26 protein-coding genes are annotated in these 26,881 nt (G+C 52.4%); 6 read left to right on the top strand and 20 right to left on the bottom strand.

Going from position 1 to position 26,881, the window contains the following annotated elements:
• Positions 1–99: 99 nt before the first annotated feature.
• Complete coding sequence (locus ACFQ1Z_RS05170; RefSeq protein ID WP_379056142.1) at positions 100–1,722, bottom strand: inorganic phosphate transporter; 1,623 nt, start codon at positions 1,720–1,722, stop codon at positions 100–102.
• 170 nt (positions 1,723–1,892) lie between these two features.
• On the opposite strand from ACFQ1Z_RS05170, the gene ppk2 reads away from it, so the two are divergent.
• Positions 1,893–2,882 carry a polyphosphate kinase 2 gene (gene ppk2 / locus ACFQ1Z_RS05165; RefSeq protein ID WP_379056140.1) on the top strand — a complete coding sequence of 330 codons (990 nt, stop codon included), beginning with the start codon at positions 1,893–1,895 and terminating at the stop codon, positions 2,880–2,882.
• Positions 2,883–2,932: 50 nt separating this feature from the next.
• Here ppk2 and ACFQ1Z_RS05160 read toward each other — a convergent pair whose 3' ends face one another.
• A complete protein-coding gene (locus ACFQ1Z_RS05160; RefSeq protein ID WP_379056139.1) occupies positions 2,933–3,325 on the bottom strand; it encodes a DUF6232 family protein in 393 nt (130 codons plus the stop codon).
• A 231-nt stretch (positions 3,326–3,556) separates the two neighbouring features.
• On the opposite strand from ACFQ1Z_RS05160, the gene ACFQ1Z_RS05155 reads away from it, so the two are divergent.
• From ACFQ1Z_RS05155 to ACFQ1Z_RS05135, 5 genes are all read left to right on the top strand, one after another.
• Entirely contained in the window at positions 3,557–4,336 is a 780-nt protein-coding gene (locus tag ACFQ1Z_RS05155) for a hypothetical protein (protein WP_379056138.1), read from the top strand.
• Positions 4,337–4,419: 83 nt separating this feature from the next.
• Positions 4,420–4,965, top strand: coding sequence for a cysteine hydrolase family protein (locus ACFQ1Z_RS05150; RefSeq protein WP_379056137.1), 546 nt, complete (start codon positions 4,420–4,422; stop codon positions 4,963–4,965).
• A gap of 296 nt (positions 4,966–5,261) precedes the next feature.
• Positions 5,262–7,481, top strand: coding sequence for a nitric-oxide reductase large subunit (locus ACFQ1Z_RS05145; protein ID WP_379056136.1), 2,220 nt, complete (start codon positions 5,262–5,264; stop codon positions 7,479–7,481).
• Positions 7,482–7,515: 34 nt separating this feature from the next.
• The gene (locus ACFQ1Z_RS05140; protein WP_379056135.1) at positions 7,516–7,848 is read left to right on the top strand and encodes a cupin domain-containing protein; all 333 of its coding nucleotides are present in this window, start codon (positions 7,516–7,518) and stop codon (positions 7,846–7,848) included.
• Between the two features lie 230 nt (positions 7,849–8,078).
• The gene (locus ACFQ1Z_RS05135; RefSeq protein WP_379056133.1) at positions 8,079–8,786 is read left to right on the top strand and encodes a PEP-CTERM sorting domain-containing protein; all 708 of its coding nucleotides are present in this window, start codon (positions 8,079–8,081) and stop codon (positions 8,784–8,786) included.
• A gap of 390 nt (positions 8,787–9,176) precedes the next feature.
• Here ACFQ1Z_RS05135 and ACFQ1Z_RS05130 read toward each other — a convergent pair whose 3' ends face one another.
• The 18 genes from ACFQ1Z_RS05130 to ACFQ1Z_RS05045 all read right to left on the bottom strand — a co-directional run bounded on the left by ACFQ1Z_RS05130 (position 9,177) and on the right by ACFQ1Z_RS05045 (position 26,799).
• Positions 9,177–9,716 (bottom strand): TIGR00645 family protein, encoded by a 540-nt coding sequence (locus ACFQ1Z_RS05130; RefSeq protein WP_379056131.1) that lies wholly within the window; start codon positions 9,714–9,716, stop codon positions 9,177–9,179.
• A gap of 96 nt (positions 9,717–9,812) precedes the next feature.
• On the bottom strand, positions 9,813–10,850 hold the full coding sequence (locus tag ACFQ1Z_RS05125) for a CobW family GTP-binding protein (RefSeq protein ID WP_379056130.1): 1,038 nt from the start codon (positions 10,848–10,850) through the stop codon (positions 9,813–9,815).
• A gap of 129 nt (positions 10,851–10,979) precedes the next feature.
• Positions 10,980–11,558, bottom strand: coding sequence for a hypothetical protein (locus ACFQ1Z_RS05120; RefSeq protein WP_379056128.1), 579 nt, complete (start codon positions 11,556–11,558; stop codon positions 10,980–10,982).
• 247 nt (positions 11,559–11,805) lie between these two features.
• On the bottom strand, positions 11,806–12,210 hold the full coding sequence (locus tag ACFQ1Z_RS05115; RefSeq protein WP_379056127.1) for a type II toxin-antitoxin system HicB family antitoxin: 405 nt from the start codon (positions 12,208–12,210) through the stop codon (positions 11,806–11,808).
• Positions 12,211–12,225: 15 nt separating this feature from the next.
• On the bottom strand, positions 12,226–12,408 hold the full coding sequence (locus ACFQ1Z_RS05110; RefSeq protein WP_379056125.1) for a type II toxin-antitoxin system HicA family toxin: 183 nt from the start codon (positions 12,406–12,408) through the stop codon (positions 12,226–12,228).
• 73 nt (positions 12,409–12,481) lie between these two features.
• Positions 12,482–13,072, bottom strand: a complete 591-nt coding sequence (gene mntP / locus ACFQ1Z_RS05105) for a manganese efflux pump MntP (RefSeq protein ID WP_379056123.1) — start codon at positions 13,070–13,072, stop codon at positions 12,482–12,484.
• A 306-nt stretch (positions 13,073–13,378) separates the two neighbouring features.
• Positions 13,379–14,083 (bottom strand): PEP-CTERM sorting domain-containing protein, encoded by a 705-nt coding sequence (locus ACFQ1Z_RS05100; RefSeq protein ID WP_379056121.1) that lies wholly within the window; start codon positions 14,081–14,083, stop codon positions 13,379–13,381.
• 158 nt (positions 14,084–14,241) lie between these two features.
• Entirely contained in the window at positions 14,242–15,816 is a 1,575-nt protein-coding gene (locus tag ACFQ1Z_RS05095; protein ID WP_379056119.1) for a GGDEF domain-containing protein, read from the bottom strand.
• A 169-nt stretch (positions 15,817–15,985) separates the two neighbouring features.
• Positions 15,986–17,221, bottom strand: coding sequence for a cation:proton antiporter (locus tag ACFQ1Z_RS05090; protein ID WP_379056117.1), 1,236 nt, complete (start codon positions 17,219–17,221; stop codon positions 15,986–15,988).
• Between the two features lie 211 nt (positions 17,222–17,432).
• Positions 17,433–19,055, bottom strand: coding sequence for a GGDEF domain-containing protein (locus ACFQ1Z_RS05085; protein ID WP_379056115.1), 1,623 nt, complete (start codon positions 19,053–19,055; stop codon positions 17,433–17,435).
• Between the two features lie 237 nt (positions 19,056–19,292).
• Positions 19,293–19,541, bottom strand: coding sequence for a hypothetical protein (locus tag ACFQ1Z_RS05080; RefSeq protein WP_379056114.1), 249 nt, complete (start codon positions 19,539–19,541; stop codon positions 19,293–19,295).
• Positions 19,542–19,610: 69 nt separating this feature from the next.
• Complete coding sequence (gene lysM, locus ACFQ1Z_RS05075) at positions 19,611–20,108, bottom strand: peptidoglycan-binding protein LysM (RefSeq protein ID WP_379056113.1); 498 nt, start codon at positions 20,106–20,108, stop codon at positions 19,611–19,613.
• A 151-nt stretch (positions 20,109–20,259) separates the two neighbouring features.
• The gene (locus ACFQ1Z_RS05070) at positions 20,260–20,868 is read right to left on the bottom strand and encodes a PqiC family protein (protein ID WP_379056111.1); all 609 of its coding nucleotides are present in this window, start codon (positions 20,866–20,868) and stop codon (positions 20,260–20,262) included.
• 12 nt (positions 20,869–20,880) lie between these two features.
• Entirely contained in the window at positions 20,881–22,698 is a 1,818-nt protein-coding gene (gene pqiB, locus ACFQ1Z_RS05065) for an intermembrane transport protein PqiB (protein WP_379056109.1), read from the bottom strand.
• The gene (locus ACFQ1Z_RS05060) at positions 22,685–23,968 is read right to left on the bottom strand and encodes a PqiA/YebS family transporter subunit (RefSeq protein ID WP_379056108.1); all 1,284 of its coding nucleotides are present in this window, start codon (positions 23,966–23,968) and stop codon (positions 22,685–22,687) included. Before ACFQ1Z_RS05060 ends, pqiB begins: the two co-directional genes overlap by 14 nt.
• A gap of 183 nt (positions 23,969–24,151) precedes the next feature.
• The gene (locus tag ACFQ1Z_RS05055; protein ID WP_379056107.1) at positions 24,152–24,292 is read right to left on the bottom strand and encodes a DUF2474 domain-containing protein; all 141 of its coding nucleotides are present in this window, start codon (positions 24,290–24,292) and stop codon (positions 24,152–24,154) included.
• Between the two features lie 26 nt (positions 24,293–24,318).
• Complete coding sequence (gene cydB, locus ACFQ1Z_RS05050) at positions 24,319–25,332, bottom strand: cytochrome d ubiquinol oxidase subunit II (RefSeq protein ID WP_379056105.1); 1,014 nt, start codon at positions 25,330–25,332, stop codon at positions 24,319–24,321.
• Positions 25,333–26,799 (bottom strand): cytochrome ubiquinol oxidase subunit I, encoded by a 1,467-nt coding sequence (locus ACFQ1Z_RS05045; protein WP_379056103.1) that lies wholly within the window; start codon positions 26,797–26,799, stop codon positions 25,333–25,335.
• Positions 26,800–26,881: the final 82 nt, after the last annotated feature.

Below are 26,881 nucleotides of genomic sequence, written 5' to 3'. Positions count from 1 at the left end.
TGCATAAATCAATTTACATAGTTAACGCAAGTTGATGAATGGGACAGCAATAAAAAAACCGCGATGGTTTATCGCGGTTTTCAGTGGCTGGCGTGTTAGTTAAAACAGCTGGGTGAACAGCCAGTACAAACTGCCTGACAATAGCATCGCCATCGGCAATGTCAGCACCCACGCCATCAGCAGGTTGCGGATAGTGGACATTTGCAAGCCAGACTTGTTCGCCGCCATGGTGCCAGCTACGCCGGATGACAGCACATGGGTGGTCGATACCGGCAAACCGTACATATCCGCCGCACCTATCATGGTCATTGCCACCAGTTCGGCCGAGGCACCCTGGCCGTAGGTCAGGTGGGTCTTGCCTATCTTTTCGCCTACGGTGACGACGATGCGTTTCCAGCCGACCATGGTGCCTAATCCTAAGGCAATGGCGACCGCCACTTTTACCCATAGCGGAATGAATTTGGTGGCTTTATCGATCTCTTTTTTAAACGCTGTCACATTCGCTTTGGTGTCGCCTTCAAATTTCACTTGCTCATCTTTATCCAGAAAGCGTATGGCTTCTGACACCAGGTACATATCATTACGCACGTTGCCGACCTGCTCGGCGGGTACTGCGGCAAAAGTGCCATGCGCTTTCACCTGGTCGCCGATACTGCCGGTCATGGCAGCCAGGGCAGGGATCAGTTCCGGCGTCACCGTTTTGGTGCGTACGTATTCGGTAAGGGTGTGGCGGGCAGCGTCATTGCTGGCAGGCGGTGTGGCAGTCGTGTTTTGTTGCAGTGACTGCTGGGTGACATGCGCAACTGCTACAAATTGTGTCATCTGGTCTACCGGCATGGCACGGTTCAGGGCATACGCCATAGGCACAGTCCCCACCAGGATCAGCATGATCAGCCCCATGCCTTTCTGGCCATCATTCGAGCCGTGCGCAAACGAAACACCGGTACAGGTCAGTATCAGCAGGCCACGTATCCACAGTGGTGGCGGCTTGTTGCCTTTAGGCTCCTGGTAGAGCTCTTTGCTTTTGACAAAGGCTTTCAGTGTCAGCAGCAATAAAGCGGCAAAAAAGAAACCTATCACCGGCGACAGCAATAATGAATAGCCTATCTTGGTCGCCTGTGCCCAATCGACACCGCTGGTGCCATTACGGCCATGCATCAGCGCATTGGCTACGCCTACGCCTATGATAGAGCCTATCAGGGTGTGTGAGGATGAAGCCGGCAAGCCTAGCAACCAGGTGCCCAGGTTCCACAGGATGGCGGCGATCAACAGGGCAAACACCATGGCAAAGCCAGCGCCTGAGCCTACTTGCAGGATCAACTCCACCGGCAGTAGTGAGATGATGCCGAACGCCACCGCACCGCTGGAAACCAGCACACCGAGGAAATTAAAGGTGCCAGACCAGATCACCGCAAAGTTGGCCGGTAATGAATGGGTATAGATCACGGTGGCCACTGCATTGGCGGTGTCATGGAAACCATTGACGAACTCAAACGCGAGTGCGATCACCAGGGCGACGCCCAGCAAAATGAACGGTAGCCAGGTGGTGGTGCTGGCGCCGTTGTCGTTGACGTCGTGCATCAGGCTAAAGCCGGTGTAGATCAGGCCCATGACCAGCAAGCCTATAAAGATGGCTTTGGTGAGCAGACCCGGCTTGTTGTCGAGGTTAGGTCTGGAACTGCTAGGTAATAACGATGAGGCACTGGCAGATGAAGTATTCATGATATTAGCCTGATATTTTTATCGAGAACCCCGAGTATTGATTTTCAATGTGACAAATTGATGACAGCTACAGGTCGCCATCCGCCAGCAAAAGCAAAATAGTCATCAAACTGTCATGCAGGAAATTTAGCATGCCCAGATAACACCTAATCTCTCCCAGGGTAGCCACCATGACCATAGATAAAGCCGCCGCAATCTCTGCAAACCACGAATCATCCAGTGATGAACAATTTAGCGATGAGCAATTCAGCCAGGCACAGATGCATAATGAAATGCTGGATAGCTTTGACGAAGAGCTGGAGATGGAGCTGGACGACCAGCGTATGGACCAGTTGCTGGCTGAGTACGCCACAGCCACCGGCCTGGACGGCGTGCATAGCGAATCGCTGTCTGACCGCCAGATCTACTTTAAAGAACTGTTCCGCCTGCAAGGCGAGCTGGTCAAATTGCAGGACTGGGTAGTGCACAACAAACTGAAAGTGGTGGTGCTGTTTGAGGGCCGCGATGCAGCAGGCAAGGGCGGTGTGATCAAGCGCATCACCCAGCGCCTCAACCCGCGCGTCTGTCGGGTGGCCGCTTTGCCGGCCCCCAGCGAGCGTGAACGCACACAATGGTATTTCCAGCGCTATATCTCGCATCTGCCAGCCGGCGGTGAGATCGTGCTGTTTGACCGCAGCTGGTACAACCGCGCCGGCGTAGAAAAGGTGATGGGCTTCTGTAATGAAGCAGAGTACGAAGAGTTTTTCCGCTCGGTGCCAGAGTTTGAAAAAATGCTGGTGCGCTCAGGCATCATCCTGATCAAGTACTGGTTCTCGATCACCGACGATGAACAGCACCTGCGCTTTATGACGCGTATCCAGGACCCGCTCAAACAGTGGAAACTCAGCCCTATGGACCTGGAGTCGCGCCGCCTGTGGGAGCAATACACCAAAGCCAAGGAGATCATGCTGGAACGCACGCATATCCCTGAGGCACCATGGTGGGTGATAGAAGCGGTGGATAAAAAGAAAGCGCGGCTGAACTGCATCAACCATCTGCTGAGCCAGATCGAGTATGACAAAGTAGAGCACCCGTCAGTGGTGTTGCCTAAACGCGTGCACAACCCGGATTACATCCGTGGCCCTGTGCCTAAAGAAATGTTTGTGCCAGCCAAATATTAAAGGCGAGGTGAGTGGTGCAAGGCCTTAGCCCCTAGCTTTGGCCTTTTTAACTAGCCCCTGCTGACTATAGCCTGGTTCAGCGCCTGCAGCACATGTTCTATGTCCTGCTTGTTGTCGCTGACCAGTGCATGGTGCTCGCCAGCAGAAGTATGCAAAACCACCGAGTATCTGGGTTTTGCCAGGTACCAGGCGATCAGCCCTAGCAAAATGGCGACCACACCTGCCACCAGCAATACGCCTTGCTGATCAATCAGCGCCAGCAGTTCAGCGATCAGCAACAGCACACCTATGAATATAAATGCCAACGCTACCGTGCGTGATGGTTTGACCACGCCGGGTTTCACCGAAGTGACGCTTTGCATGGCGTAAGTCTGGCTGCGCACGATAAAGCGGCTATTGCTGACGATGATGCCGTTAAAATTAAAAAATACGGTTTCTTCCATTTGCCCACCTTTGTTTCATTCGCATTACTCATACCGACCCTGCATATGCGTTAAAATTCATACTGCAGGCTTTTGGGCAATGTCTATTTGTGGCCGTGGCTGTGAACTTATCTCAAATGGCAAAACCTAAAATTAGGCAGCATGCCAGCTAATGCACGCACTGGCTTATATATGCGTACCGGCAGTGGCTTTAAATATGATGATGATTCAATAACAATAAGAGAACCCCTGATGAGCCTATTTCTTCGACTTCACAAGGTCTGCAACGCCTGCGGATTTATCTGGTACCCCAAGGATGAAGCGCTATCGTCACACTGCCCGAATTGCGGCAGTGAAGATACGGCTAATGAAAAATTCAACTTCATCGCCACCATATTGTTTTACCTGACCGGCCTGGTCGTGCTCGGCCTGGTCATCTACAGCTTGCAGGCAACTGAACCATTGCCGCCAGTCGAGCCATTGAGCGCAGTCGAAGATTCCTTAACCCGCGCCGAGCAACAGATAGCACTGCCCGAAGTCGAGGAAGAGACTGAAACCGCTGCTGCGCCGGTCAAAGCAGCGCCCAAGCCTGCCGATGTAGAAGCGTTACCGCCTGTGGCCGCACCAGCCGTGATCACGCCACCGCCAGCAGCACCAGCGCCGGTCGCCGAAACTGCGCCAGCGCCAAGCGTTGAGCCAGCCCCGGTAGAAGACCTGCGACCTATGGTGAACGTGTCTACCAACCAGATCACTTTCAGCCTGTGGAGCGTGTCTGAACTCAGGTTGCGGCGTGCTTATACCAATTTGCTCAATGATGGCTCTATCCATTCTGAGCTGAACAAGAAAGATTATTTACATTTTGTGAGTAACCGGGCCAAGAAGTGCGGCGAGTTAGACCCGGCTTTTGAAAAAAACATCAATTCTATAGAAAGCATCAAATTCAAGGCCAATGATTCCAAAATACTGGAGTGTTATGCCTCTGAAAACACCAGCGAATACAACAGGTTGAATATCGCCACCGAAGAAAAATGATCGTGATGATTTCAGTTAGTGCGACATTGCCTGATGGAAACTGGCTGACCTAAATCACCTTTGAACCTTTGCAGGAGAGCAGCATGAATAAAAGTGGCCTCATTGTTGTCGATTTGCAAAATGAATACCTGCCCAGCGGCAAACTGCCGTTAACCGGCATAGAGTCTGCGGCGGCCAATGCCGCCAGGGTGATCGCCGATGCCCGCCACAAGGGGATTCCTGTCTTCCATATCCGCCATGAGTTCGCCAACGGTGAAGCGCCAGTGTTTGTGCCTGGTACGCCTGGGGTAGAGATCCAGCCCAGCGTTGCGCCGCTGGCAGGGGAGGTGGTCATCGTCAAAAACCACATCAATGCCTTTCGCGATACCGATCTGCAACAGCAGCTGGATGCGCAAGGGGTAGAAGAAGTGATCGTGGTCGGCGCCATGAGCCATATGTGCATAGATGCCGTGGTGCGTGCCGCGGTAGACCTGGGTTATGTCGCCACCATATTGCATGATGCCTGTGCCACGCTGGACCTGGAGTTTGACGGCGTCAATATCCCTGCAGCGCAGGTGCATGCCGCCGCGATGGCAGCGTTTGCGTTTGGCTATGGCTCGGTGATCTCAACGGATAAATATCTTTCCTGATCGCACTGCCTGGCAGTGCATGTTGTAAAAACCAAGGCCGGGAGACCGGCCTTTTTCATTGATCACATCGCATCCATCGCTTTTTTCCCATCCCGTGCTGTAGCAAAATCTCCCTCTTCAGAAAGCTGGCAGGTTGATCTATCGCAAATGTAGATGCGCGCTTGTTGTGTATGCTTAGGCTTGCATGACATCGCAGTCACATGAATAATTTATGCTGAGAGTACAACCTCCGCTCCTCCCAGCCTGATAAGAAAAGAGAGTGCCTCATGGGGATATATAAAAAGCTTTGGCTTATTTTGATTGCCGTCCTGATAGCGACGTTCACTATCCTTGGTTACATGGGGGTGGAGATCTACCGTTCTGCGCCGCCAGTGCCTGCCGCTGTGGTGAGCAGTGACCAGCGCCTCAATTTTGCAGCAGCCGATATTCTCGCAGGGCAGTCACACTGGCAATCCATAGGCGGCATGCAGGTGGGTTCCATCTGGGGGCATGGCGCTTACCAGGCACCAGACTGGACGGCCGACTGGCTGCACCGTGAACTGGTCAACTGGCTGGATCTGGCCGCACAGCAACAATACAGTGCAAGCTACCATACGCTAGACCCGGTTAAACAGGCTGGCCTGCGTGAGCTGCTGAAACAAGAGTATCGCAGCAACCGGCTGGATGCGCAGGGCACTTTAACGCTGACACCACGCCGCGCGCAGGCAGTGCAACAGACCGCTGCTTATTACCAGGCCTTATTTTCTGACGCACCTGCACTCAAGAAAACACGCGTCGCCTACGCCATGAAGGACAACACTTTGCCTGCTGCCGAAGCCAGGCAAAAAATGGCTTATTTCTTCTTCTGGACAGCGTGGGCTGCCGCGACAGAACGTGCTGAAGGCACAGTGACCTACACCAATAACTGGCCGCACGAGCCGCTGATTGATAACCAGCCCAGCAGTGAGAATATGCTGTGGTCCCTGGGTAGTATCGTATTTTTACTGGCAGGCATAGGCTTGTTGATTCTGGGTTGGTCTATCTTGCGTAAAGAGGATGATGTGCCGCCCGTGGCCGGCAAGCTTGACCCGATCAGCAGTTTTAGCTTAACGCCTTCGCAACAGGCATTGGGCAAGTACCTGTTCATAGTGGTTGCATTGCTGGTTTTTCAGGTGTTTATTGGCGGGTTTACCGCACATTACACGGTTGAAGGCCAGGAGTTTTATGGCGTTGATGTCTCGCAATGGTTCCCTTATTCGCTGACGCGTACCTGGCATATTCAGAGTGCCTTGTTCTGGATAGCCACTGGCTTTCTGGCAGCCGGGTTGTTTCTTGCCCCCATCATCAACGGCGGCAAAGATCCGGCTTATCAAAAGCTAGGTGTGAATAGCCTGTTTGTCGCCTTGCTCATCGTAGTCGTCGGCTCTTTCCTAGGCCAGTATTCAGCCATCGCTAACCTGATGCCAGCTGCATTTAACTTCTGGTTCGGGCATCAGGGCTATGAGTATATCGACTTGGGGCGTTTCTGGCAGATCGCCTTGTTTATCGGGTTGTTGCTGTGGCTGGGCCTGATGCTGCGCTGCATGATCCCCGCACTCAAGGCAAAAGACAGCGACAAAAACCTGTTGGCATTGCTGACAGCATCTGTGATCGCCATAGGCCTGTTTTATGGCACTGGCCTGTTTTACGGTGAGCACAGCAATCTTTCAGTAATGGAGTACTGGCGCTGGTGGGTAGTGCATTTGTGGGTAGAAGGCATTTTTGAGGTATTTGCCACCGCCGCGCTGGCCTATATTTTCATGTCGCTCGGCCTGGTGTCACGCACGGTTGCCACGACTGCCAGCCTGGCTTCGGCATCGCTGTTTATGGTGGGCGGTATTCCGGGCACTTTTCATCACCTTTATTTTTCAGGCACCACGACCCCGGTAATGGCCATAGGCGCCAGTTTCAGTGCACTTGAAGTCGTGCCTTTGCTGGTGCTCAGCCACGAAGCCTGGCATCACTGGCATTTGCATAAACGTGCCGCCTGGCTGGAAAATCTGCGTTGGCCGCTGTGCTGCTTTGCCGCAGTGGCTTTCTGGAATATGTTAGGCGCAGGCGTGTTCGGCTTTTTAATCAACCCGCCCATTTCGCTGTATTACATCCAGGGCCTTAATACCACGGCAGTACATGCGCATGCCGCCTTGTTTGGCGTGTATGGTTTTCTGGCGATAGGCTTCACACTGCTGGTGCTACGTTATATCCGGCCCCATGCCATCTTTAATGAAAATCTGATGCGCACTGGCTTCTGGACGCTCAATATCGGCTTGCTGCTGATGATTTTCACCAGCCTGCTGCCTATCGGTATCATGCAGTTTCAGGCAAGTTTTACGCATGGTCTGTGGTATGCGCGTAGCGAAGCGTTTATGCAACAACCTCTCTTGCAAACCTTGCGCTGGGTGAGGACGTTCGGCGATGTCGTGTTTATCGTGGGTGCATTAGCCATCGCCAGCCAGGTTGCCTTAAGCCTATTTGGAAAGCCAGCGAAGTCGCGTTAGAATCGACAGCACACGCATCAAGTGAGGTTAGCATATGAGTATCCAGCATTTTGCACCTGGCCAGGTCATTGATATCAGCCCCTATGGGTCTGACTTTGCCAATGCCGCATCTGAGACCCTGATACGCGAGAGCCATATCGAGGTGTTCAGGTTTGTGTTGAAGGCAGGTAAAACCACGCCGGAACATACCGCAGCAGGTGCGATCACCATACAGTGCATAGAAGGTGAGGTAGAACTGGGGTTAGGGGATGAAACCAGGGTGCTAAAAGTGAACAACCTGGTTTATTTAAAAGCCAATGAGCCACATACTGTAAAAGCGCTCACCGATACCACGCTGTTGATCACTATCCTGCTGCAACGCGAATAAGGCAGGGCATTAAAATCCCCGGTGCTGATCAGCACCGGTAAAACTCCCTTAAGGCTGTATTTTATTTAAATTTACATGCAGGCTTTGCCGCCATAGTCTGTATGCATAGCATGCGTTTTTCGGACTATGGCGAGTCATTTTTTTCAAATATCTGCAATATTCCAGGCGTAATTTGGCAGCGTTACAACGTGTTTTAACTCACTGCCATCCCCAGATATTAAGGAAAAATCATGATCTCATCAGCATTCAAAATGAAAGTAGTGGCCGGCCTGTTGCTGGCTTTTGCCGGTAGCGCTTCAGCGGCGGTTTACAGCAACGTGCCAGCTGGTGCCACCACCGGTCTGCCATTCGCCTCGTTTGGCAATGCCGGCAACCCAAGTGGTGATTCCCCTCAGGTCGGCCAGGTGTTCTCGCTGACAGCAGACAGCCTGCTTTCATCTTTCAGCTTCTACGCTATCGGCAATACTTCAGCTTCTTTCCAACTCAACGTCGCGCAGTGGAACCCTAGCACTAACGCGCAGAACCAGGCCGTGAATAGCGTAGGCAGCAACTTGCTGACCAGCACATTCAACGCGGTGGATACCTACAATGCCACCGGTGGTTACACCACGCTGTCGTTTGAAAACCTGGGCCTGAGCCTGACTGCCGGCACCAAGTACATAGCCTACCTGACCAGCAGCGACGCCAGTGTGACTGGCATTCAGTTGTCCCGTACGCAAACGGCTGCCGACACCACTGGCTTTGGCCTGGGCCATGCCTACAACAGCACTATTCCTGGCCAGGGCTGGCAGTTGCCTTTCAACGGCAATGGCTTTCTCAGCCTGCAATACACCGCCGTGACCTCTGCCGCAGTGGTGCCAGAGCCAGAGTCTTACGCCCTGATGTTTGCCGGTTTGGCTTTAGTAGGTGCAGTTGCTAAACGCCGTAAACAAGCTTAATCGATATTGATCTCTTGAACTGATGGCGGGCGCTTATGCGCCCGTTTTTTATACATTCTATAAAACTGGCAGATCAGGACCATAGGGCACTGATCTTTCCAGCGAAATAAAAAGCCTCACATCTGTGAGGCTTTTTATTTTCAACTTGTTAGTCTAACTACTTAATCTAGCAATTACCTTTTTTAGCCTGTCCCGGCGGGCAATGATCACGGTCATGCAAGACGACACAGCTTGAAAGCAGCATGCTCATTAAAGCTAATAAAACAATTTTTTTTGTCATAGTGGTTATCCCAAGGTTATCTGATTAATTGTTTGAAATATTTCTTACGGAAATTTCCGTGTACAGTCTTTGCTGTTTGAATCAGTATAACTTCTGTGCTGACAAATTACTTAATGATCTGACTTACCTTTGGCATGACTGTGACCGGCAATCTTATCCATCCAGGCGAACAGCACGCCGGTGATGATAAAGGTCAGGTGTATGCCGACCAGCCATGCCATTTGCTCGGTGGTAAAGCTGGCAGTGCCCGAGCTCTGGTGCACAAACGCTTTCAGCAGGTCGATCGCCGAAATCGCCACTATAGAACCGATCAGCTTGATCTTGAGGCCAGAGTAATCGACCTTGCCCATCCACTCAGGCCGGTCTTCACTGTTGGCCGTATCTATGCGCGACACAAAGTTTTCATAACCGCTGAAAATCACCATGATCAGCAAATTGCCCACCAGGGTGATATCCACCAGCGCCAGCAGTGAAAGCACGGTTTCCTGCTCTGTGAGTGAGGCTAGGTGCGAGGCAATGTGAAAGAACTCCTGGCCAAATTTCACCAGCAGGATAAACAGGCCACCCACCAAACCCAGATACATAGGTGCCATCAACCAGCGGCTCTGGAAGATCCAGCCTTCTAATAATTTTTCTAAATAACGTCCCATAAAAACTCCAAATAACATTGTGCGGTTGCACAAGAACTTCTCTTAGTCATCTATCATGATGAATAGTTTTGACGCCGTCATGATGACGGCAACAACTTAAAACTGTACTAACATTTCGCGAATCGCCGCTTCATCTATACCCTTGCCTATGATCACAATGCGGCTGATAGGCTCCTCTTCATCCCAGCCTTCCAGCAGCGTGGGCGGGTAGGGCGTGAAATGCACCGCGTGCACCGCCAGCGGTGCTGGCGCATCTTCCACATGCAATATCCCCTTTAAACGCAGCAACTGCTCACCATGCACCTGGCACAGTTTGAGGATCACGCCCCTGAAGTCAGCCCACGCCATAGGCTTGGGCAAATAAACGGTAAAAGTCGTCACATCGTCATGCGCCGGTGCCTGCGGCAACGTGCCTTTTTTAGCCGTGCTAAAACCGCTGGCAGGCGCACGCAACCAGCGCTCTGGGTTAGCCTGCTTGTTGGCAAAATCAAACAGCCCCACATCAATGATCTGCATAGGGTCTATCTCGCCATGCAACACAAACTGCTGCGTCGCATTCGGGTTGATCGCGGCTAGCCTGGATTGCAACGCGCTTATCTGCTCAGGCGTGGCCGTGTCTGACTTGGTGATCAGCAACACATCTGCCACCGCCGCCTGTTTCAAAGCTTCTTTCTGCGTCGCAATCTGCTGCAAACCATAAGCTGCATCTATGGTGACGACAACCGCATCCAGACGGTAAACCGACTCAATCACCGGCTCATTCATCAGATTGGCCAAAATCGGGCCAGGGTCAGCCATGCCGGTAGTTTCAATCACCAACCGGTTAAACTCCGGCACCGCCTGCAAACTGCGCTTAAAAAACAAATCGCGCATGGTATCGGCCAGCTCATTCTTGAGCGAGCAACACAAACAGCCCGAACTCAACAGCACCGTATTATCGGCGACATGCTCGCTCTCAACTGTCTGTGAAATCTGGCTATTGGCAAAAATCTGGTCCAAGCCAGCCTCGCCAAGCTCGTTGATGATCACGGCGGTATCTTTCATCGCCGGGTTATGCAGCAGCTTGTTAAGCAGGGTGGTTTTGCCGCTACCCAAAAAACCAGTGAGCAGCGTGACGGGGATACGTTTATCCATATAAATTTTAATAAAACGAGAGTGGCGGTATTTTAACGCGGATGGTTGTTTGGGGTACTAAGTGTTTCGACTTATGTGGAGTTTTAGTTTCTAAAGACAAGAGATTCTGCAATAAAAAAACCTCAATTTTTAGCTCTTTTTTCTAGCATCTTTCATGAACCACTCAAGCATTCCCCAATTACTCAGTGCGCTACTCTCATTCCCCATACTTTTACGAATTTCTAATAACAACGTTCCTATTAACTCCATCCATTCCCATGTTCTTGCGGTGAGTTCTTCGTCAGTTTTAGTTTCCTCTGCATTGTAGAAAAACTGCATCAAATCATTATATGCAATGACTACAGCATCATTAGCGACTAGCGAAAGTTTGAAGCCGACTTTTTTGTATTCCCAAGATAGCATTTTGCTCTCGGCTAATTTGAATTTATCTTTTCCTTTAAATTTAGGGTCACTTGCAAAAGCGGCATCGCTCATAAAAATCAAAAAGAATGGATCTAACAACGCGTAATATGTATCTATTCTATCTTCTCTTAGCTTTGACTCTAGTTCTTGAATTCTTGCTTCAGAAAATTGCTGTTTTGAATTCGAAATAGAGATCTTGTTTTGAATTAGCCAACCTATTCCACCTAAAAATAGCAAAAGAAAAGGTGTTGCGATAGTTGCGATGCTATTTACAATTTGAAGAATCTCATTATTAGATATTGTCATTTTTTTAGTTTTGTTAATGGGCAAATAGGTAATGCGTCAGCTCAACGGATTGCCCCGTTTATGTAACATGAGGGGCTACAAAGATATTCATACATAATATCCGAATTAACAGCAATGAATTGCCTTACATAACTAGATGTTCGTAAAGAATGAAGGAAACAATGTACGGTCAGGAGGTGTGAATGTGGCAGAAAAATATTAAAGCTAATAAAGCTATGCGTCAGGCTCGATTGACTCAAAGGGGAGTCTATTTCTCATGCGCTAATGCTGCCAGGGCAGCTCTGGCTAAAAATCCACTACGCGTTTCATGCTTGCTTGCGACATGGTGATCAATGCGGTTGAGCACAAACTTGGGCAGGCTGATATTCACGCGCTCTGGTTTTGCATCCAGCTCGCTTAAGTCCACATTGACAAATGCCCAGGCAGCTTCCTTAAACTCAGGCTCAGCTTGGAGTTTTTCAATCTCACTGACCTTGATATCAACAGGTTCGCCGAGTTCTAACAGGGTCTCAATATGCCCAATGATGGCTTCTTTGGCGTTGATTAAAGCCTGGTCTAGAGTATCACCAAAAGAGAAGCAGCCGGGCACATCAGGCACGGTGACACCGTAAGCTGACTTAGGGTCTTTATGAATTGCGATAGGGAATAACATAGCGTTTCCTTTACGTTACTTGAGTCCGGCTTGTTTCAAAATGCTGCGTACAGTCCCAAGTGGCAGGTCCTTTTTAGGATGCGGGACTGTGACCAAACCAGGTTTGACTGAGTGCTTTAAATGGTGATGGCTACCTTTTGTTCTAACGATTTGCCAACCATCATCGTAAAGCAGTTGCAATAACGATTTGGAATCCATTTGTTGGTCATCCAGGTTTTTGTGTATTTTTACACAAAAAATGATTTTTCGTCAATTTGTGTAGTTTGCCTAATTAAGCTGCAAAATTAAGATGCTCATAAAGTATATAAGACCCAATCGCAATCAGCACCAAGCCACCCACGATCTCTGACCGTTTCCCAAACATCAACCCCAACACCCGTCCCAGCATCACCCCAATGGTCACCATGGTAAAAGTCGCAAAGCCAATCGCTGCGGCGGTGACGAATATATTCACTTCCATAAACGCCAGGCTGACGCCTACGGCCATGGCATCTATGCTGGTGGCGACTGCGGTGAGGGCGAGGATGTAGAAAGAGCGACTGGTTGGTTTTTCTTCTTCAGGTTCTGCTGGCTGAAAGCCTTCGTAAATCATATGCAGGCCAAGGGCTAGCAATAGAGTGAAGGCGATCCAGTGATCCCAATCAGTAATGTAATGTGACGCAAAAGTTTTGATGGTGAAGGTGGCGATGGCCCAGCCGATTAAGGGCGTGATGGCTTCTATGACACCAAAGATCAAACCGGTGCGTAGGGCTTCTGACAGTTTTGGGTTTTTGAGCGCTGCGCCTTTGCTGATAGCGGCGGCGAAGGCGTCGGTGGACATGGCTAGCGCGATGAGCGCGATGGAGGTGCTGGTAAGGTTCATTGCGTGTTGTTTTCTAGTCGGGACGAAATTAACAGATAGCAGCACGCCCGACTTTTGTCGCACTGATATCCATTAGTCTCGCCAACCGAAAACGGCTGCCTGCACCACGACGTGAGTCGATTATGTTGACACAGGCGCTTCATGCCCCAAAAACTTATTGGGCCGAAGCAGGCTACTCCCCAAAGGTGGCGGCATTATAACTGAAGGCGGGGATTTAGATTGTGAAACCTGTGTTACTTAATCTTGTGATCGTCGCTTAAAACAAAAAACCTCCGCTTGGGAGGTTTTTGTGATCAAGCATGATCATTAAATGCTTGGGTTTTTACGCTGCTGCCTGAGGCGTAAACCTAACAGTAGTGCTGCGGCGCCAAACATTGCGCTGGTGGCTGGTTCAGGCACCGGGGTAGCTGTAATGTTTGAGAGCTGGAAAGCGATTCTGTTTGCCTGGTTGTTGTTGAGGTAATAAATGGCGAAACTGGCACCAATGTTGCCTGAGAAAGGATCTATCAGTTGCGGGGAGGTGTAGAGGTCGTTGCCAGAAGTGTAAACAGCGAAACTCAGCCTATCCCCCGCGCTAAATGCGGTAGCAGCTAGAAACTGGCCGGTGATCGTTTGTCTGTCGAAAGTAGAGCCACCAATATTCAATTGCGAAGTCACTCTGCAATCCAATTCCTGGTTGGTACACGACTGACTGTTACTTGTGAAAGTAATGCCTGCAATATTGGCGGTTGAAATCACTGCATTGCGCAGATCAAACACATTGGGGTCGTTATCGCTATCCGTGACGCTGGTATCCACAGTCAAAGAAAATGCCGCGTACTTGCCATTCAATGTATCAACAATAGTTTGACCAAGCGGATTATCCACCACCGAACCGACTGGTTCAAAGTTGATGGTGCCATAGACATTGTAAACAGCTGCCTGGGCGCTAAAGCTAACGCCCAGCACGGTTGCTAACAGTGAATAATGCAATGCTTTCAATAACTTGCTATTTGTATATTGCTTAGCCATCACTTAGTCCTCTCAGTTTGTTTTTAAATGCTGAGGGTTAGAGTAGCTGTCAAACTGACTTGGCGTCAAACATTAACATATCAATATAGTTGCTTAGTTTTTGAGCGGGTTTATAACACTAAATTTAGCGGAATATACCCAGAAACCTGGGCTGCGGGTCAGGATTGCAAGATCTGTATCATTTCCTTGCGGTCTTTGCGCGAGCGCTTGTTGGCATACATGCGTTTATCGGCAATGCGCATCAGGTCTGCCGAGGTGTCGGCTTCACGCGCGAACACCACGCCCTGGCTGGCACCTGCACCTATAAAGCCGCTGGCTTGCAGCTGTTTGTTGGTGGCATCGACCTGGTGCTGGCACCATTCCACTTCATCTTCATGGCACAGAATGGCGAATTCATCGCCACCCAGCCGGTATAACTGCGCGTCGTGGCCCAGGCGCTGGTTGAGGAACAAACTGAAGTTCTTTAACAGAGTGTCGCCGACTTCGTGACCAAAGTGGTCATTAAAGTGCTTGAGATTATCCATATCGAGAAAGATCAGGCAGCCATAGGGCGGAAAATTCAGCATCTTGCCTTCCAGCGCATGCCGGTTGGGCAGGTTGGTCAGGCGGTCGGTGAGGGCCAGGGAGCGCGTATCCTGCAGCTCGACCAGCATGCGCTCTTTGTCCTGGTGCAGGCGGTTGATCTGATAGGCCAGCACCAGTGCCAGCAAGATCGCTTCTACAGTCACGGCGATCAGGCCCATTTGTTCTATGGTCCAGATATTGGTGCTGAGTTTTTGCGCGCTGATGCTGATGCCGCCGAGCACGCCAAACACGGTGATGGCGATCAGATAGAACTGGGCAGTGCGATGTTTCAGCCAGCTGAAGTAACCGCCGCAGATCATGCCAAAGACCAGGAAGATAGCCACACCGGTGCGCGCCATTTCCAGCATCCAGTTCGGGTTGATCAGCGCATTGATCAATAAGGCGAGCAAAATGGCGTAGACCACCAGTGACAGCTGGTGCAGCCTGGGGTAGTGGGTGGCATTGATGCCCAGCAGGTGGCGCACAAAGCTGACGTAGGCCATATTGGACAACAGGATAGGCGCACTGCTCAGGTAAAACCAGTGCGCATCGCCCAGTTGCGCAAATGCGCCCAGTGCCGCGCCCTGAAAGATCAGGTTGCCCAGAATAAACAGGGCATACATGCGTTCGGTGGTGTGGCCAGGGGCCATGCCGATGGCGATGTAATAGACAAAAATACCCATGAGCACGCCCAGCATCAAAATCGCACCGGCCGAACTTTTAATGACCTGGCTCAAATAATCCGGCTCGCTGGCGATAAACAGTTCCGGTTGCGCCAGGTAATAGGGTGAGTTGAGCTGGGTAGTGAGCTGGTAAGTGCCAGGCAACAGGTTGAACTTGCGGCCATGGCGCAGCAGGTAGGGGTTAGATTGGTGACTGTTAAGGCCACCGTGCACCATGTGGCTGACGCCATCTGCCGTGGTGAGCTGATGGCTGAAATTGGCGATCACCGTGGTATTTTTAAAGTCGAGCACATAGTCGTCGGCGTCTGTGATGGTCAGCGGGGTATGGCAGGTGAATTTACCACCTTGCAGCGGGATCTGTGCCACCGCATGGCCATGCTCGTCCTGGCATGAGGTCGCGCCCAGGCTGGGCTGGGCAAACGCAGGGTTGGCCAGCAGCAGGCTGAGCAACAGCCACAAATAACGATGAATAGTTGACGTCAGCACAACGCACCCTTGAGCACTGGCAGTGGATAAAACGCTATTATGTATGAATTCACGCCTGAATGGAGCGTGAAAGCATGCGCAACGGTCAGTATGCTCGCGTGTAATGCAGACAACCGCAGTATTGATAATAGAAAAAGCCCGGCGGTGTGGCAAGACTTTTTCATGGTCATCAATGCCCGGATGACGACGTTGACGATAGCGTGCTGGCCCTGGCTTCTATCTGCGGCATGATCCATTTACGGAACATCAGCGGCGTGATCAGGGTGGTGACTACGCCCATCAGGATCAGCACCGAGAACAGGTCCTGGCCGATAAACCCGCGCTCGTAGGCGATGCTGGCGATCACCAGTTCCATCACGCCGCGGCCATTCAGGATAAAGCCTATGCCCAGCGCGTCGCTTTTCGGCAGGCCTATCAGGCGGCCACCCAGCCATCCGGCCAGGATCTTGGTCGCGATAGACACCAGCAACACCACCGCGACAAACCAGAATGATTCTATGATCTGCACTTTGAATTCCAGCCCCAGGTAGGCAAAGAACACCGGTGCCAGAAAACCGCCGGTGATAGAGCCCAGCGTCAACTCCAGTTCCTGGTAGCGGGCGGGCAGGAAAAAGTTGCGGTCTATCAACAGTGCACCAAAGAATGCGCCTATCACGAAATGGAAACCGAGCGCGGCACTCACAGAACCGAACAACAGCACAAATAACAACAAGATGCCGAACAACGCTTCATTGCCTATCAGCGCCACCAGTTTTTCTGACCACAAGTGCAGGTTGACGCCTTTATCTATCACTTTCTTGATGATCAGGCTGACGCTGAGGATAAGCAAGATCAGCAGTATCAGCTTCCAGCTGGCGTGAAAGATGGCAAAGCTCACAGCCTGGTAGGATTTCTGTTCCGGCAGGTTGAGGATCACGCCCAACACCAGCAGTGCGGCGATATCGTTAAAGATGGCGGTGGCCACCGAATAACGGGCAATGTCTGAGTCCAGCAGTTTAAAGCTTTGCAGTATGCTGACAGTGACTGGCAGCGCGGTGATGGATACGCACAAGCCTAAAAAGATGGTACGGCTGACATCCAGCCCGAACGCCACACCGACCAGTATGCCGCCGGTGAGCGGCAGCAAAAAGCCTAGCAGGGCGATCACTATGCCCTTGCCGCGCATGGAGTCTATGACCTCCTTGAAATTCATTTCCAACCCGGCGGAAAGCACGATCAAAAACACCGCCAGCTCGGAAATGCCGGATAAGGCCGGGGTAGGGGTGATGAAATTGAGCAGGCTGGGGCCGAGAATGACACCGGCGACCATTTCACCGATGATGGCGGGCTGGTTAAAGCGGCTGAACACTTGCCCTAACAGGCGGGCACAAACGATGAGAACAAGCAGGGTGGTAAGTAAAGGCATCACTACTTTCTTTATTACTGATGCAAGGCAAACGCTGGCCTGGTGTTATTGAAGCGTAAAGTCTTCAATCACAGGCTGAGTGCGCTGCCTGACTAATCCATAGCCAGAGTATAAATCAAAGCCGGCGCGGCTTGCGCTTTTAAAACGACTTATGCACCAAGCGGCAGAAAAACTGCGCCTGGCAACGTTGCTGTTGGCGCGCTGGCCTGAATCACGGGTGCAGCACCTGCATCATTTCTTTACGGTTCTTGCGCGTGCGTTTGTTTTCGTACATGCGTTTATCCGCGATACGCAGCAGTGCTTCGGTGCTGCTGGCTTCATGCGCGAAGACGATGCCCATGCTGGCACCCACGCCGCTGAAACCCTCTTTGTGCAGTTGCAGATGCGTGTATTCCAGCTGGTGCTGGCACCACTCGACATCATCTTCATGGCAAAGGATGGCGAACTCATCGCCGCCCAGCCGGTAAAGCTGGCCGTGCTCGCTGAGCTTTTGCGACAAAATCTGGCTGAACAGTTTGAGCAGCGTGTCACCCGTTTCGTGACCGAACTGATCGTTCACATGCTTGAGGTTATCCATATCGAGAAACATCAGGCACCCATGTTGCGGCAACTTCAGCAGCTTGTTTTCCAGCGCATGCCGGTTGGGGATGCCGGTAAGCCTGTCGTTCAAAGCCAGTGAGCGTGTGTTTTGCAGCTCGAGCAGCAATTGCTCTTTTTCATGATGCAGACGACTGTGTTTATAGGCGACCAGGATAGCGAGCAGAATGGCGTGTACCGTCACCGCAAACAGCCCCAACTGCTCAATGCTGAAGATATGCTGGCTGGCGTTGGCTGCGTTGACCGCCATCATGCCCAGTATGCCAAAGCCTATGGTGGTCAGCAGGTAGAGTTGGGCGATGATCTGTCGCTGGGCACTCAGGCGCAGCCCGCAAAGCAGGCCAAAAGCGAGAAAGATCACTATGCCCAGGCGCGACATTTCCAGCATCCAGTCGGGGAAGATCATGCCGAGTACGATAAGGGCGATCAGCAGGCTGCTGGCGATCAGCGATAACTGGTATAAACGCGGCCGGTGAAACTGGTTGATGCCCAGCAGGTGGCAGATAAAATTCACATACGCCAGGTTGGCGATCAGCAAGGGCAGGCCGGTCAGGTAAAACCAGTGCCAGTGAAAAAACTGGTTGAACACGCCCATGGCGGCGGCGTGAAACAGCAGGTTGCCAAAAATAAAGATGGCATACATGCGTTCGGTCAGGTGGCCGGGTAGCGATCCCAAAATGGCGTAATAGCTGAACAGGCCCAGCAATATGCCCAGTAACAGCAAACTGGTGGCGGCGCTGACGTTGCTTTGTTGCTGGTAGCTGGCCAGCTCGCTGACTGCCAGGCTGGGCGCGGCCAGGTAATAAGGTGATTGCAGCCAGGTGACCAGTCTATAGCTGCCTGGTTGCAGGCTGACTATGCGCCCGTGCCGCAACATGAAAGGGTTGTGAGCCGTACTGCTCAAACCACCAGTCAGCACGATAGGTTGTTGTTTTTTGTGTGGACTTTGCGCTAATGCCTGGTCAGGCCTTACAGATTCTGCTGCTAGGTCAGCCGGGGGATTTTTACCCTGGGTAGCCGCCAGCTGAGGGCTATTCTCCAGCGTGATCTCATGCTGAAAGCGGGCAATGGTAGAAGTGTTTTTAAAATCGATCACATACTGGCCAGCCTCGGTGATCTTAAGCACGCTCTGGCAGGCGAACCTGCCGCCCTGCAGGGGAATGCTGGCAATGATATCTCCCTGCTGGTCTATGCAGGTTGTTCCGAGCAAAGCCGGGGCCGCAGATGCCAGTGGCACCAGGCAGATCACTGCTGGAACAAGGCTGATCCACAGTGTCAGTAGCGTCCAAAGCCGATATCGTTGCAATCTAAATTTCCCAGTCAACGCTGTAAAGCACGGGGCAGTGTACATGAAAAATTCCCGGCAGATAGCTGGGCCAGGCGATTAAGAAAAGCAAAGAGTTACTAACTAACGTTGTGCTGGCGGCAATAAAAAACCCGCATGCAAATGCGGGCTTTTTATGCGGGCGCGGCCTTACTTGTTTTCAACCGCTTTTTCAGCTGCTGCGGTGGTTTCAGCTATCTTCTCTTTTGCCGCCGCCGCTGCGTCTTTTGCCGCCTGAACGGCATCTGCAGCGGCATCTTTGGCTTCTGCTGCGGCGGCCTCAGTGTGGGTTTGCGCAGATTCGAGCGCTTCTTCAACCGTGGGTTCTTTCTCGCCGCAGCCAACCAGCAAGCTGGCAGTTAAACCGGCAATCATCAACAAACGAAAAAATGCAGACATAATCTTGGCTCCTAATGGTTTTGTATCATTTACGATGAGGTTAACAATCTGGCACAGGCTGGCTGTGACTTATTCGGGAATGCGCAAGGCCTGACCCGGGTAGATCTTGTCAGGGTGGTTAAGCATGGGCCGGTTGGCTTCAAAGATCTTCATATAGGCATTGGCATTGCCATACATCTCTTTGGCTATCCTGGATAAGGTATCGCCTTTGACCACCGTGTAAAACCTGGCTTCTGCTTGCTGGCTGGGCACATATAACTGGTCTTGTACCGCCTCGACCCCGGCCACATTGCCACAGCACAGCAGGATCTTTTCCTTGATCTCCTGTGTTTCTACATTGCCTTGCGCTATCACGGTAGCGCTGGCGCCATCAAACTTGATGTCGTAGCCTGCAGTTGGCAGATTGTTTTTTGCAATGTAATTCTGGATGGCCTTGGCGGCAGCTGTATTGGCGGCATCTACATTGACAGAGGTAGGTGTTTTAGTGGCTGTTTCCTGCGCGGCCTTGGCCTCGCCAGCCCCAAATAGCTTTTCACCCGCTTCTTTGATAAAAGAGAATAAACCCATTGCAGCTCCTGACTTTTTTATTGTGAATGGAAAAGTCATCATAGCAAATACAGAGTTGCGCCACTAGTGCCGCCAGGACGGTATTTCTTTGCCTGGCATGCGGGGCGCTACTACAGATGCTGCAGCCACAGGTGGCTGCAGGCGGAGGAGGCTAATGAGTGTGTGGCAATTGCCCGGCGATCTGCGCGCTGAGCAGATCGAGGTTGCTGCCCAGTGCGCGTACCAGCGCCGGGTAGCCACTCTCGGCCAGCGGGGTGCTGAACTTGAATGACTGGCTTTGCAAAGGCTTGCGCTCAGCAGACAGCAACTGCCATTGGCCACTCAATATGGCATAACCATTGATCTGGCCGTGAAACTGGTCTATGGTCAATTGCAGGCTGGTAGCAGAGGGCGCCGCGCCAGGCAGTGGGTCTGTGATGACCGTATCCGGCAGGCGGCTGGCCAGGCGTGCACGCAGGCCACGGTGTAACTCCTGTGACAGGTTGTCTACCCATAGATGGTCGCGCGCTGGGTGCAAAGTCACATCATCCAGTTGCACGACGATGCGGTCTGTATCCAGATAATCTGCCAGTTGAATGCGGTTTAAAACCAGCGTCTGCTTTGCTGCAGAAGTCGATTGCGGCGCAGCCGGCTGTGCGCTGACTTCCGGCAGACTGAAACGCTGGCTGGTCACCGGCGGGTTCGATTTCAGGCATGCGCTGAGGCTGCATGCGGCAATCAGCAACAAGCCGGTGTGTAAGTGTTTGCGGGTAGCTATCATCTATGTGTTTCCTTACGGCTTGGCCGGTGCTAGTGGCAACTGTGGGTCAGCCGGTGCTTGAGGCACCGGGTCATTCCCCGGTTTGCGGCCAAACAGCACAGCACTCGGCTCTTCGTTCAGGGTGCGGGCCAGTGGCTGTATGTCACGCAGGGCTTTGTCCAGGCGTTGCAAGGTGCTGGTCAGTTCCTGATAGGCCGGTGAATCTGGTGACAGGCCTTTAAGCGTGGCTTGCACCTCCTGCATGGTTTTGTTCAGGTTGGCTGGCATCTGCTGCAGGTCTGGCTGGCTGATAAACTGGTTGACCTGCACGCTCAGCGCACGGATCTCTTTTAGGGTGATCTCGGACTGCTGCAGGTTTTTATCCAGCCCGGAAAGCACAGGCTCTACATTCAGACGGTTGAGTTTATCCAGCAGGTCAGACAGTTTTTGTTCTATCTGCGCCAGGCTGGTAGCACTGGTAGGCAATACCGGCAAGCCTTCAAAACGCTCGCGTTTATAGGGTTTATGCCCTTTTGGGCCCACATTGAGGTCGACGTAGACCGACCCCGTGAGCAGATTGCCGGATTTGAGGGTGGCGTGCAGCCCGCGATCCAGCATGTGGCCGATGCGGGTTTTCCATTCTGCCAGATCAGCCTGGCCATTGTCGGCCAGTCTGCCTGGTTCGAGGTGGATCAGCACCGGGATCGCATAGCGGAAGTCTTTCTTGCGTTCAGGCGAGTTGAATTTCCACGGCACGTTCATCACCGTGCCTATGCGCAAGCCCCTGAATTCGACCGGGGCGCCCTTGGTCAGCCCACGCACGGTGTCATCCACCAGCAACACATATTCTATGTACTGGGCGTAGGTCTGCTGGCGTGCGGCTTCTTCATTGGCGAACAGTTCAAACTTGGTCTCTGAGCGCACCGGTTGCCCCATAGGCGTATCGTCGGGATGCCCAAAGCTGACGCCACCGGCGATCAGTGACTCTACGGTGGGGATATTCGCTTTAAAGCCTTCTGCATCCAGTTTGACGTCTATGCCGACTGCGGTCCAGAAACGCGAGTTTTCCGTGACCAGCACATCGTAAGGGTGCTCAATAAACAGTTCGTGCTGCATTTTGCGCTGTTTGGGGTCAAACGTGGCGCTGACCACGCGGCCGACGCGCAAGCCCTGGTAAGTGACCGGGTCGCCGACGCGCAAGGCATTACCGACTTTGCCTTCGAGGTTGACATGCACGCCTTTGGCACCATTGAGTGAGATAGGTGGCTGGTCCAGCACGGTGAAGTGGTCGGTTTCTTCCTGATCTTTACCCGGTTGCAACTGGATATAAGAACCCGAGATCACCGTGTTGAGGCCGCTGATGCCTTCCAGGCCTATGCGCGGTTTGACTACCCACAACTGGGTGTCTTTCACCAGCATGGGTTGCGCTTTGGGCGTGATACGCGCCAGTACTTCAATATGGCTGAGGTCGTCAGACAAGGTCACTTGTTCCACCTGGCCTATGTCCACGCTATGCACCTTGATCTTGGTTTTGCCGGCTTCTATACCTTCGGCATTGGTCATGGAAAGCGTGATCTGTTTGCCGACACGCGTGTAATTATCATAGATCAGCCATAAGCCTATCAACAGGGCGACGATAGGCACTATCCAGATCGGCGAAACGCGCACCTGCTTGCTGACATTGGCCAGCAGATGCTCGTGGGTGGGCTGGCTTCTGTTTTGCTGAGCGGACTCTGGCTGAACATTGCTTTGTTCAGCAGGGTTCTGTTCATCCGGATTCTGTTCATCCGGATTCTGTTCATCAGGGCGGGGCGGGTTTTTGGGTGGCTGATTATTGTTATGCTCTGTCATAAGGTTTTCCTTGGGTATCCCACAATAAACGGGGATCAAAAGCCATCGCTGCCAGCATGGTGGTAATGACGACTGCGCAAAACGCCAGTGCCGCCGGGCCGGGCAATACTGACATCAGGTTGCCTGATTGTATCAGTGCCACCATGATGGCGACGACAAATACATCTACCATGGACCAGCGGCCTATCAGTTCGGTGATCCGGTAAAGGGCGGTTTTTTGCTGCGCATTCAACGGGCCCGGATGGCGCGCCAGCCATAGCAAAAGCATCAGTATCAGCATTTTAATGATAGGCACCAGCACGCTGGCGACAAAAATAATCATTGCCACCGGCTCAGAGCCATGCTGCCACAGTTCTATCATGCCGCCTATGATGGTAGAAGAATGGCTTTGGCCCAGCGAAGTGGTGATCATCATCGGGTAGGCATTGGCAGGGATATAGAGCACGGCTGCGGTCAGCAATAAGGCCAATGTGAATTGCAGGCTGTTCGGTTTACGCGCATAGAGCGTGCTGCCACAACGCATGCATAGATAAGCCGAGCCTTTAGCTGCCGGTGGTAGCGTATTGAGCAAGCCGCAGGTGGTGCAGCCGGCAACATGTTGTTCTGCCGCATTGACGCCGCAGCGTATGCCGGTATCTGGCGGCGGCTCGCCAGCCAGTTTCAGCCATAGCAGATCGATATCGACCGAGCGGGTGGTCATCAGTAATAACAGGGCAAACACGCAGTAGGCCCAGAACGAAACGCCCAGCTGCACTTCGCCTATGTCGGTCAGTTTCACCAGGCTCACCAGCGCCGCGATCATGAACACATCGGCCATCATCCACGGATGCAGGCGCGAAAATAACCGCGCGATCACATCACTATAAGCGCGCGGTACTGTACGCAGCACATTGGCCTGCATGAGTATCACCCCTATCAGATACAGCGCGGGCAGGATGATGGCGGTGGCGCTGACGATAAGGGCCACCAGCGGCTGGTTGACATTGAGCATGGTGACCGCGGTTTGCGGCAGCGCGATCTGGCTATCCAGGCCATTGGTATCCATGCTGATAAACGGAAAGGCGATGGCGATCATCAAACTGAGCAAGGCGGTGACCGCCAGCGCGATGCTGCGCTGCACCGGGTGCAAATAGCGCCTGGCCAAGACATGGCCACAACGCGGGCAACTGGCGTGCTCGCCCGGGCGCAGCACGGGGATGGCGCTGACCATATCGCAAGCACTGCAGGCACGCAAGCGCCGCCATTTTATTTTTTGCTGGGTAGTGGTCATCAGGGTAGGTTGGGTTTGTTCAGGTCAGCTTTATATGCATGTTAAACGGATTGGTTTTGACCGGGCAAGCACATTCGATCTTGCCTGCGATGGCAATGTCATTATAAATTTCACTATAGTAGTGACCTGCTAAAACAAAAAAGATTCTTTGATTGCGGCCATACTAGCCTGCAATGATCAGGATTAGCTATTAAATCCTGCGGCTTTCATCAAAAACTTGATCAGCAGGCTGACCACGCTGAGTGCGGCGATACTCGCCAGCCAGATCAGCAGCAGCCAGCCTAATCGTTTGGCAAAACTGTTTTTCGGTTTGGTGCCTGTCATACACTGCGCCTCTTTACCACCCCTTATCAATGGTAAGCCTCATCCGGGTCTACCTTGCCACGGAAAACGTAATAGGCCCAGCCGGTGTAGATCAGTATGACAGGGATGATCACCAGCGCGCCTATCAGGGCGAACATCTGGCTTTGCGGCGGCGCTGCCGCGGCGTATATGGAGATATGCGGCGGGATGATATTCGGCCAGATGCTGATGCCCAGGCCGACATAGCCAAGCAGGATCAGACACAGCGTGTAGATAAACGGCGTGGTTTCTGATCTTGCGCGCAGCGATGCCTGCAGCCGGTAAAAAAAGAATGCCACCAGCAGCGGCACCGGCGACAGCAACAGAAAATTGGGCATGGTAAACCAGCGCTCGGCGATGCCTTTGTCCATCAGCGGCGTCCACAGGCTGATGGCAGCGATGATCAGCAGCAGGATGATGGAAACCTGCCGCGACAGTTTGTAGCAGGTGGCCTGCAACTCGCCGCCGGTTTTCATGATTAACCAGGTGCAGCCGAGCAAAGCATAAGTCACCAGTAAGCCTAAGCCGGTAAAGATGGAAAATGGCGAGATCCAGTCCAGCGGCCCGCCGGCATAGGCGTCGTTGACGACTTTGATGCCTTGCAGATAAGCACCCAGCGTCATGCCCTGGAAGAAAGTCGCGGCGATCGATCCGCACAAAAAGGCTTTATCCCAGAAATGCCGCTCTTCATCAGTAGCGCGGAACCGGAATTCAAACGCCACGCCCCTGAAGATCAGGGCCATCAGCATTAATAGCAGCGGTAGCGAAAGCGCGCTCAGTATTACGGCATAGGCCAGCGGAAAGGCCGCCAGTAAGCCGGCACCGCCCAGCACCAGCCAGGTCTCATTGCCATCCCAGACCGGTGCCACAGTATTCATCATCAGGTCTCTGTCGTGCTTTTCCTTAAAAAAAGGATAAAGAATACCTATGCCGAGGTCGAAACCGTCCATGATGATATACATCATGATGCCAAACAGGATGATGCCGGCCCAAACCAATGATAAGTCCAGTGATAAATCCATTTAATTATCCTTTTTATCAGGGTTGGTTTGCTGCTCAGTCTTGCTGTCGGCAGTGGCTGGCTTTTTATTATCCGGGTGAAACTCCGGCGCCAGGGTGAATTCATCGAGCTCGTTGCGATTGATGGAGATCGCATCGCCCTGCAGGGCTTCACCGGTTTTAGGCCCGACTTTCACCAGCCGCAACACATATAAAGTACCCATGCCGAATAGCGCGAGGTAGATCACCACAAACAGGCCCAGCGTCAGCGCCATTTCAGCAGTCGTATGTGGCGTGACTGCATCTGCGGTGCGCAAAACACCGTATACCACCCACGGTTGCCGGCCTATTTCGGTGGTATACCAGCCAGCCAGGATAGCAACCAGCCCGGCAGGCCCCATGGCGATGCTGAATTTCTGGAAAGGCGGGCTGTTGTATAACTTGTCTTTGAAACGCAGCCAGAGCGAGGTGGCAGCCAGCAATATCATGAGCAGCCCCAGGCCTACCATGACGCGGAAGGTCCAGAACACTATGGTCGCGTTCGGCCTGTCCGCAGCCGGAAAGTCCTTGAGCGCCGGGATCTGCTCGGTCAGCGAGTGGCGCAAGATCAGGCTACCCAGAAGCGGGATCTCCAGCGCAAAATGATTCTTTTCCTGCGCCATATCCGGCCAGGCAAACAGCACCAGTGGCGACGCTTCATCGCCCGGGTTCTGCCAATGGCCTTCGATCGCGGCGATCTTGGCCGGCTGGTGTTTCAAGGTATTCAGGCCATGCAAGTCACCGATCATGGCTTGTAGCGGCGCGAGCAATAGAATCAGCCATAAACCCATGGACAGCATCTTGCGCACGCTGGGGTTGTTTTTAGCATGCAGCAATTGCCACGAAGCCGCCGCCGATACGAACAAGGCGGTCGCCAGGTAAGCGCCTATCACCATGTGCACCAGCCGGTAGGGGAAAGAAGGGTTGAAAATGATTTTAAACCAGTCCACCGGGATCACTTTGCCATCGACCAGCTCAAACCCTTGCGGCGTATGCATCCAGCTATTTGAAGCCAGTATCCAGGTCGCCGACACCAGCGTGCCTATGGCCACCATCAAGGTCGCGGTGAAATGCAGACCCGGCCCGACCTTGTTCCAGCCAAATAGCATCACACCTAAAAAGCCTGCCTCCAGGAAAAACGCAGTCAACACTTCATAAGTCAGCAGCGGCCCGGTCACGCTACCGGCCACCGTGGAAAACCCAGCCCAGTTGGTGCCGAACTGGTAAGCCATCACCAGGCCAGACACCACGCCCATGCCAAAACACAAAGAAAATATCTTGACCCAGAAGTGGTACAAATCGAGGTAAACCGTATTCTTGGTTTTTAACCAACTGGCTTCAAGCACCGCCAGGTAACTTGCCAGGCCGATGGTGATGGCCGGAAAGATGATATGGAAAGAGATGGTGAACCCAAACTGGATTCTTGCTAACGTTAATGCCAGATCAGACATTGTTATCCTTATATATAGCGCACAGTACTACCGCTAGTCACATGCCTGGCGTGATGTTGTACGCAGGAATGTTAACAGAGTG

The organism is Methylophilus luteus (genome assembly GCF_042676265.1).
GTDB classification, from domain to species: Bacteria; Pseudomonadota; Gammaproteobacteria; order Burkholderiales; family Methylophilaceae; genus Methylophilus; species Methylophilus luteus.
The sequence above is the reverse complement of the archived record's forward strand: the minus strand, read 5'-3'. Positions and strand labels throughout refer to the sequence as shown.

Bases quoted from the DNA above. Each gene is read 5' to 3' on its own strand.
- pqiB (WP_379056109.1), bottom strand. From the start codon at position 22,698: ATGACAGAGCATAACAATAATCAGCCACCCAAAAACCCGCCCCGCCCT.
- mntP (WP_379056123.1), bottom strand. From the start codon at position 13,072: ATGAACCTTACCAGCACCTCCATCGCGCTCATCGCGCTAGCCATGTCC.
- ACFQ1Z_RS05090 (WP_379056117.1), bottom strand. From the start codon at position 17,221: ATGCCTTTACTTACCACCCTGCTTGTTCTCATCGTTTGTGCCCGCCTG.
- ACFQ1Z_RS05080 (WP_379056114.1), bottom strand. From the start codon at position 19,541: ATGTCTGCATTTTTTCGTTTGTTGATGATTGCCGGTTTAACTGCCAGC.
- ACFQ1Z_RS05110 (WP_379056125.1), bottom strand. From the start codon at position 12,408: ATGGATTCCAAATCGTTATTGCAACTGCTTTACGATGATGGTTGGCAA.
- ACFQ1Z_RS05115 (WP_379056127.1), bottom strand. From the start codon at position 12,210: ATGTTATTCCCTATCGCAATTCATAAAGACCCTAAGTCAGCTTACGGT.
- ACFQ1Z_RS05045 (WP_379056103.1), bottom strand. From the start codon at position 26,799: ATGTCTGATCTGGCATTAACGTTAGCAAGAATCCAGTTTGGGTTCACC.
- lysM (WP_379056113.1), bottom strand. From the start codon at position 20,108: ATGGGTTTATTCTCTTTTATCAAAGAAGCGGGTGAAAAGCTATTTGGG.
- ACFQ1Z_RS05135 (WP_379056133.1), top strand. From the start codon at position 8,079: ATGATCTCATCAGCATTCAAAATGAAAGTAGTGGCCGGCCTGTTGCTG.
- ppk2 (WP_379056140.1), top strand. From the start codon at position 1,893: ATGACCATAGATAAAGCCGCCGCAATCTCTGCAAACCACGAATCATCC.
- ACFQ1Z_RS05140 (WP_379056135.1), top strand. From the start codon at position 7,516: ATGAGTATCCAGCATTTTGCACCTGGCCAGGTCATTGATATCAGCCCC.
- ACFQ1Z_RS05160 (WP_379056139.1), bottom strand. From the start codon at position 3,325: ATGGAAGAAACCGTATTTTTTAATTTTAACGGCATCATCGTCAGCAAT.
- ACFQ1Z_RS05060 (WP_379056108.1), bottom strand. From the start codon at position 23,968: ATGACCACTACCCAGCAAAAAATAAAATGGCGGCGCTTGCGTGCCTGC.
- cydB (WP_379056105.1), bottom strand. From the start codon at position 25,332: ATGGATTTATCACTGGACTTATCATTGGTTTGGGCCGGCATCATCCTG.
- ACFQ1Z_RS05120 (WP_379056128.1), bottom strand. From the start codon at position 11,558: ATGACAATATCTAATAATGAGATTCTTCAAATTGTAAATAGCATCGCA.
- ACFQ1Z_RS05155 (WP_379056138.1), top strand. From the start codon at position 3,557: ATGAGCCTATTTCTTCGACTTCACAAGGTCTGCAACGCCTGCGGATTT.
- ACFQ1Z_RS05170 (WP_379056142.1), bottom strand. From the start codon at position 1,722: ATGAATACTTCATCTGCCAGTGCCTCATCGTTATTACCTAGCAGTTCC.
- ACFQ1Z_RS05055 (WP_379056107.1), bottom strand. From the start codon at position 24,292: ATGACAGGCACCAAACCGAAAAACAGTTTTGCCAAACGATTAGGCTGG.
- ACFQ1Z_RS05100 (WP_379056121.1), bottom strand. From the start codon at position 14,083: ATGGCTAAGCAATATACAAATAGCAAGTTATTGAAAGCATTGCATTAT.
- ACFQ1Z_RS05070 (WP_379056111.1), bottom strand. From the start codon at position 20,868: ATGATAGCTACCCGCAAACACTTACACACCGGCTTGTTGCTGATTGCC.
- ACFQ1Z_RS05150 (WP_379056137.1), top strand. From the start codon at position 4,420: ATGAATAAAAGTGGCCTCATTGTTGTCGATTTGCAAAATGAATACCTG.
- ACFQ1Z_RS05130 (WP_379056131.1), bottom strand. From the start codon at position 9,716: ATGGGACGTTATTTAGAAAAATTATTAGAAGGCTGGATCTTCCAGAGC.
- ACFQ1Z_RS05125 (WP_379056130.1), bottom strand. From the start codon at position 10,850: ATGGATAAACGTATCCCCGTCACGCTGCTCACTGGTTTTTTGGGTAGC.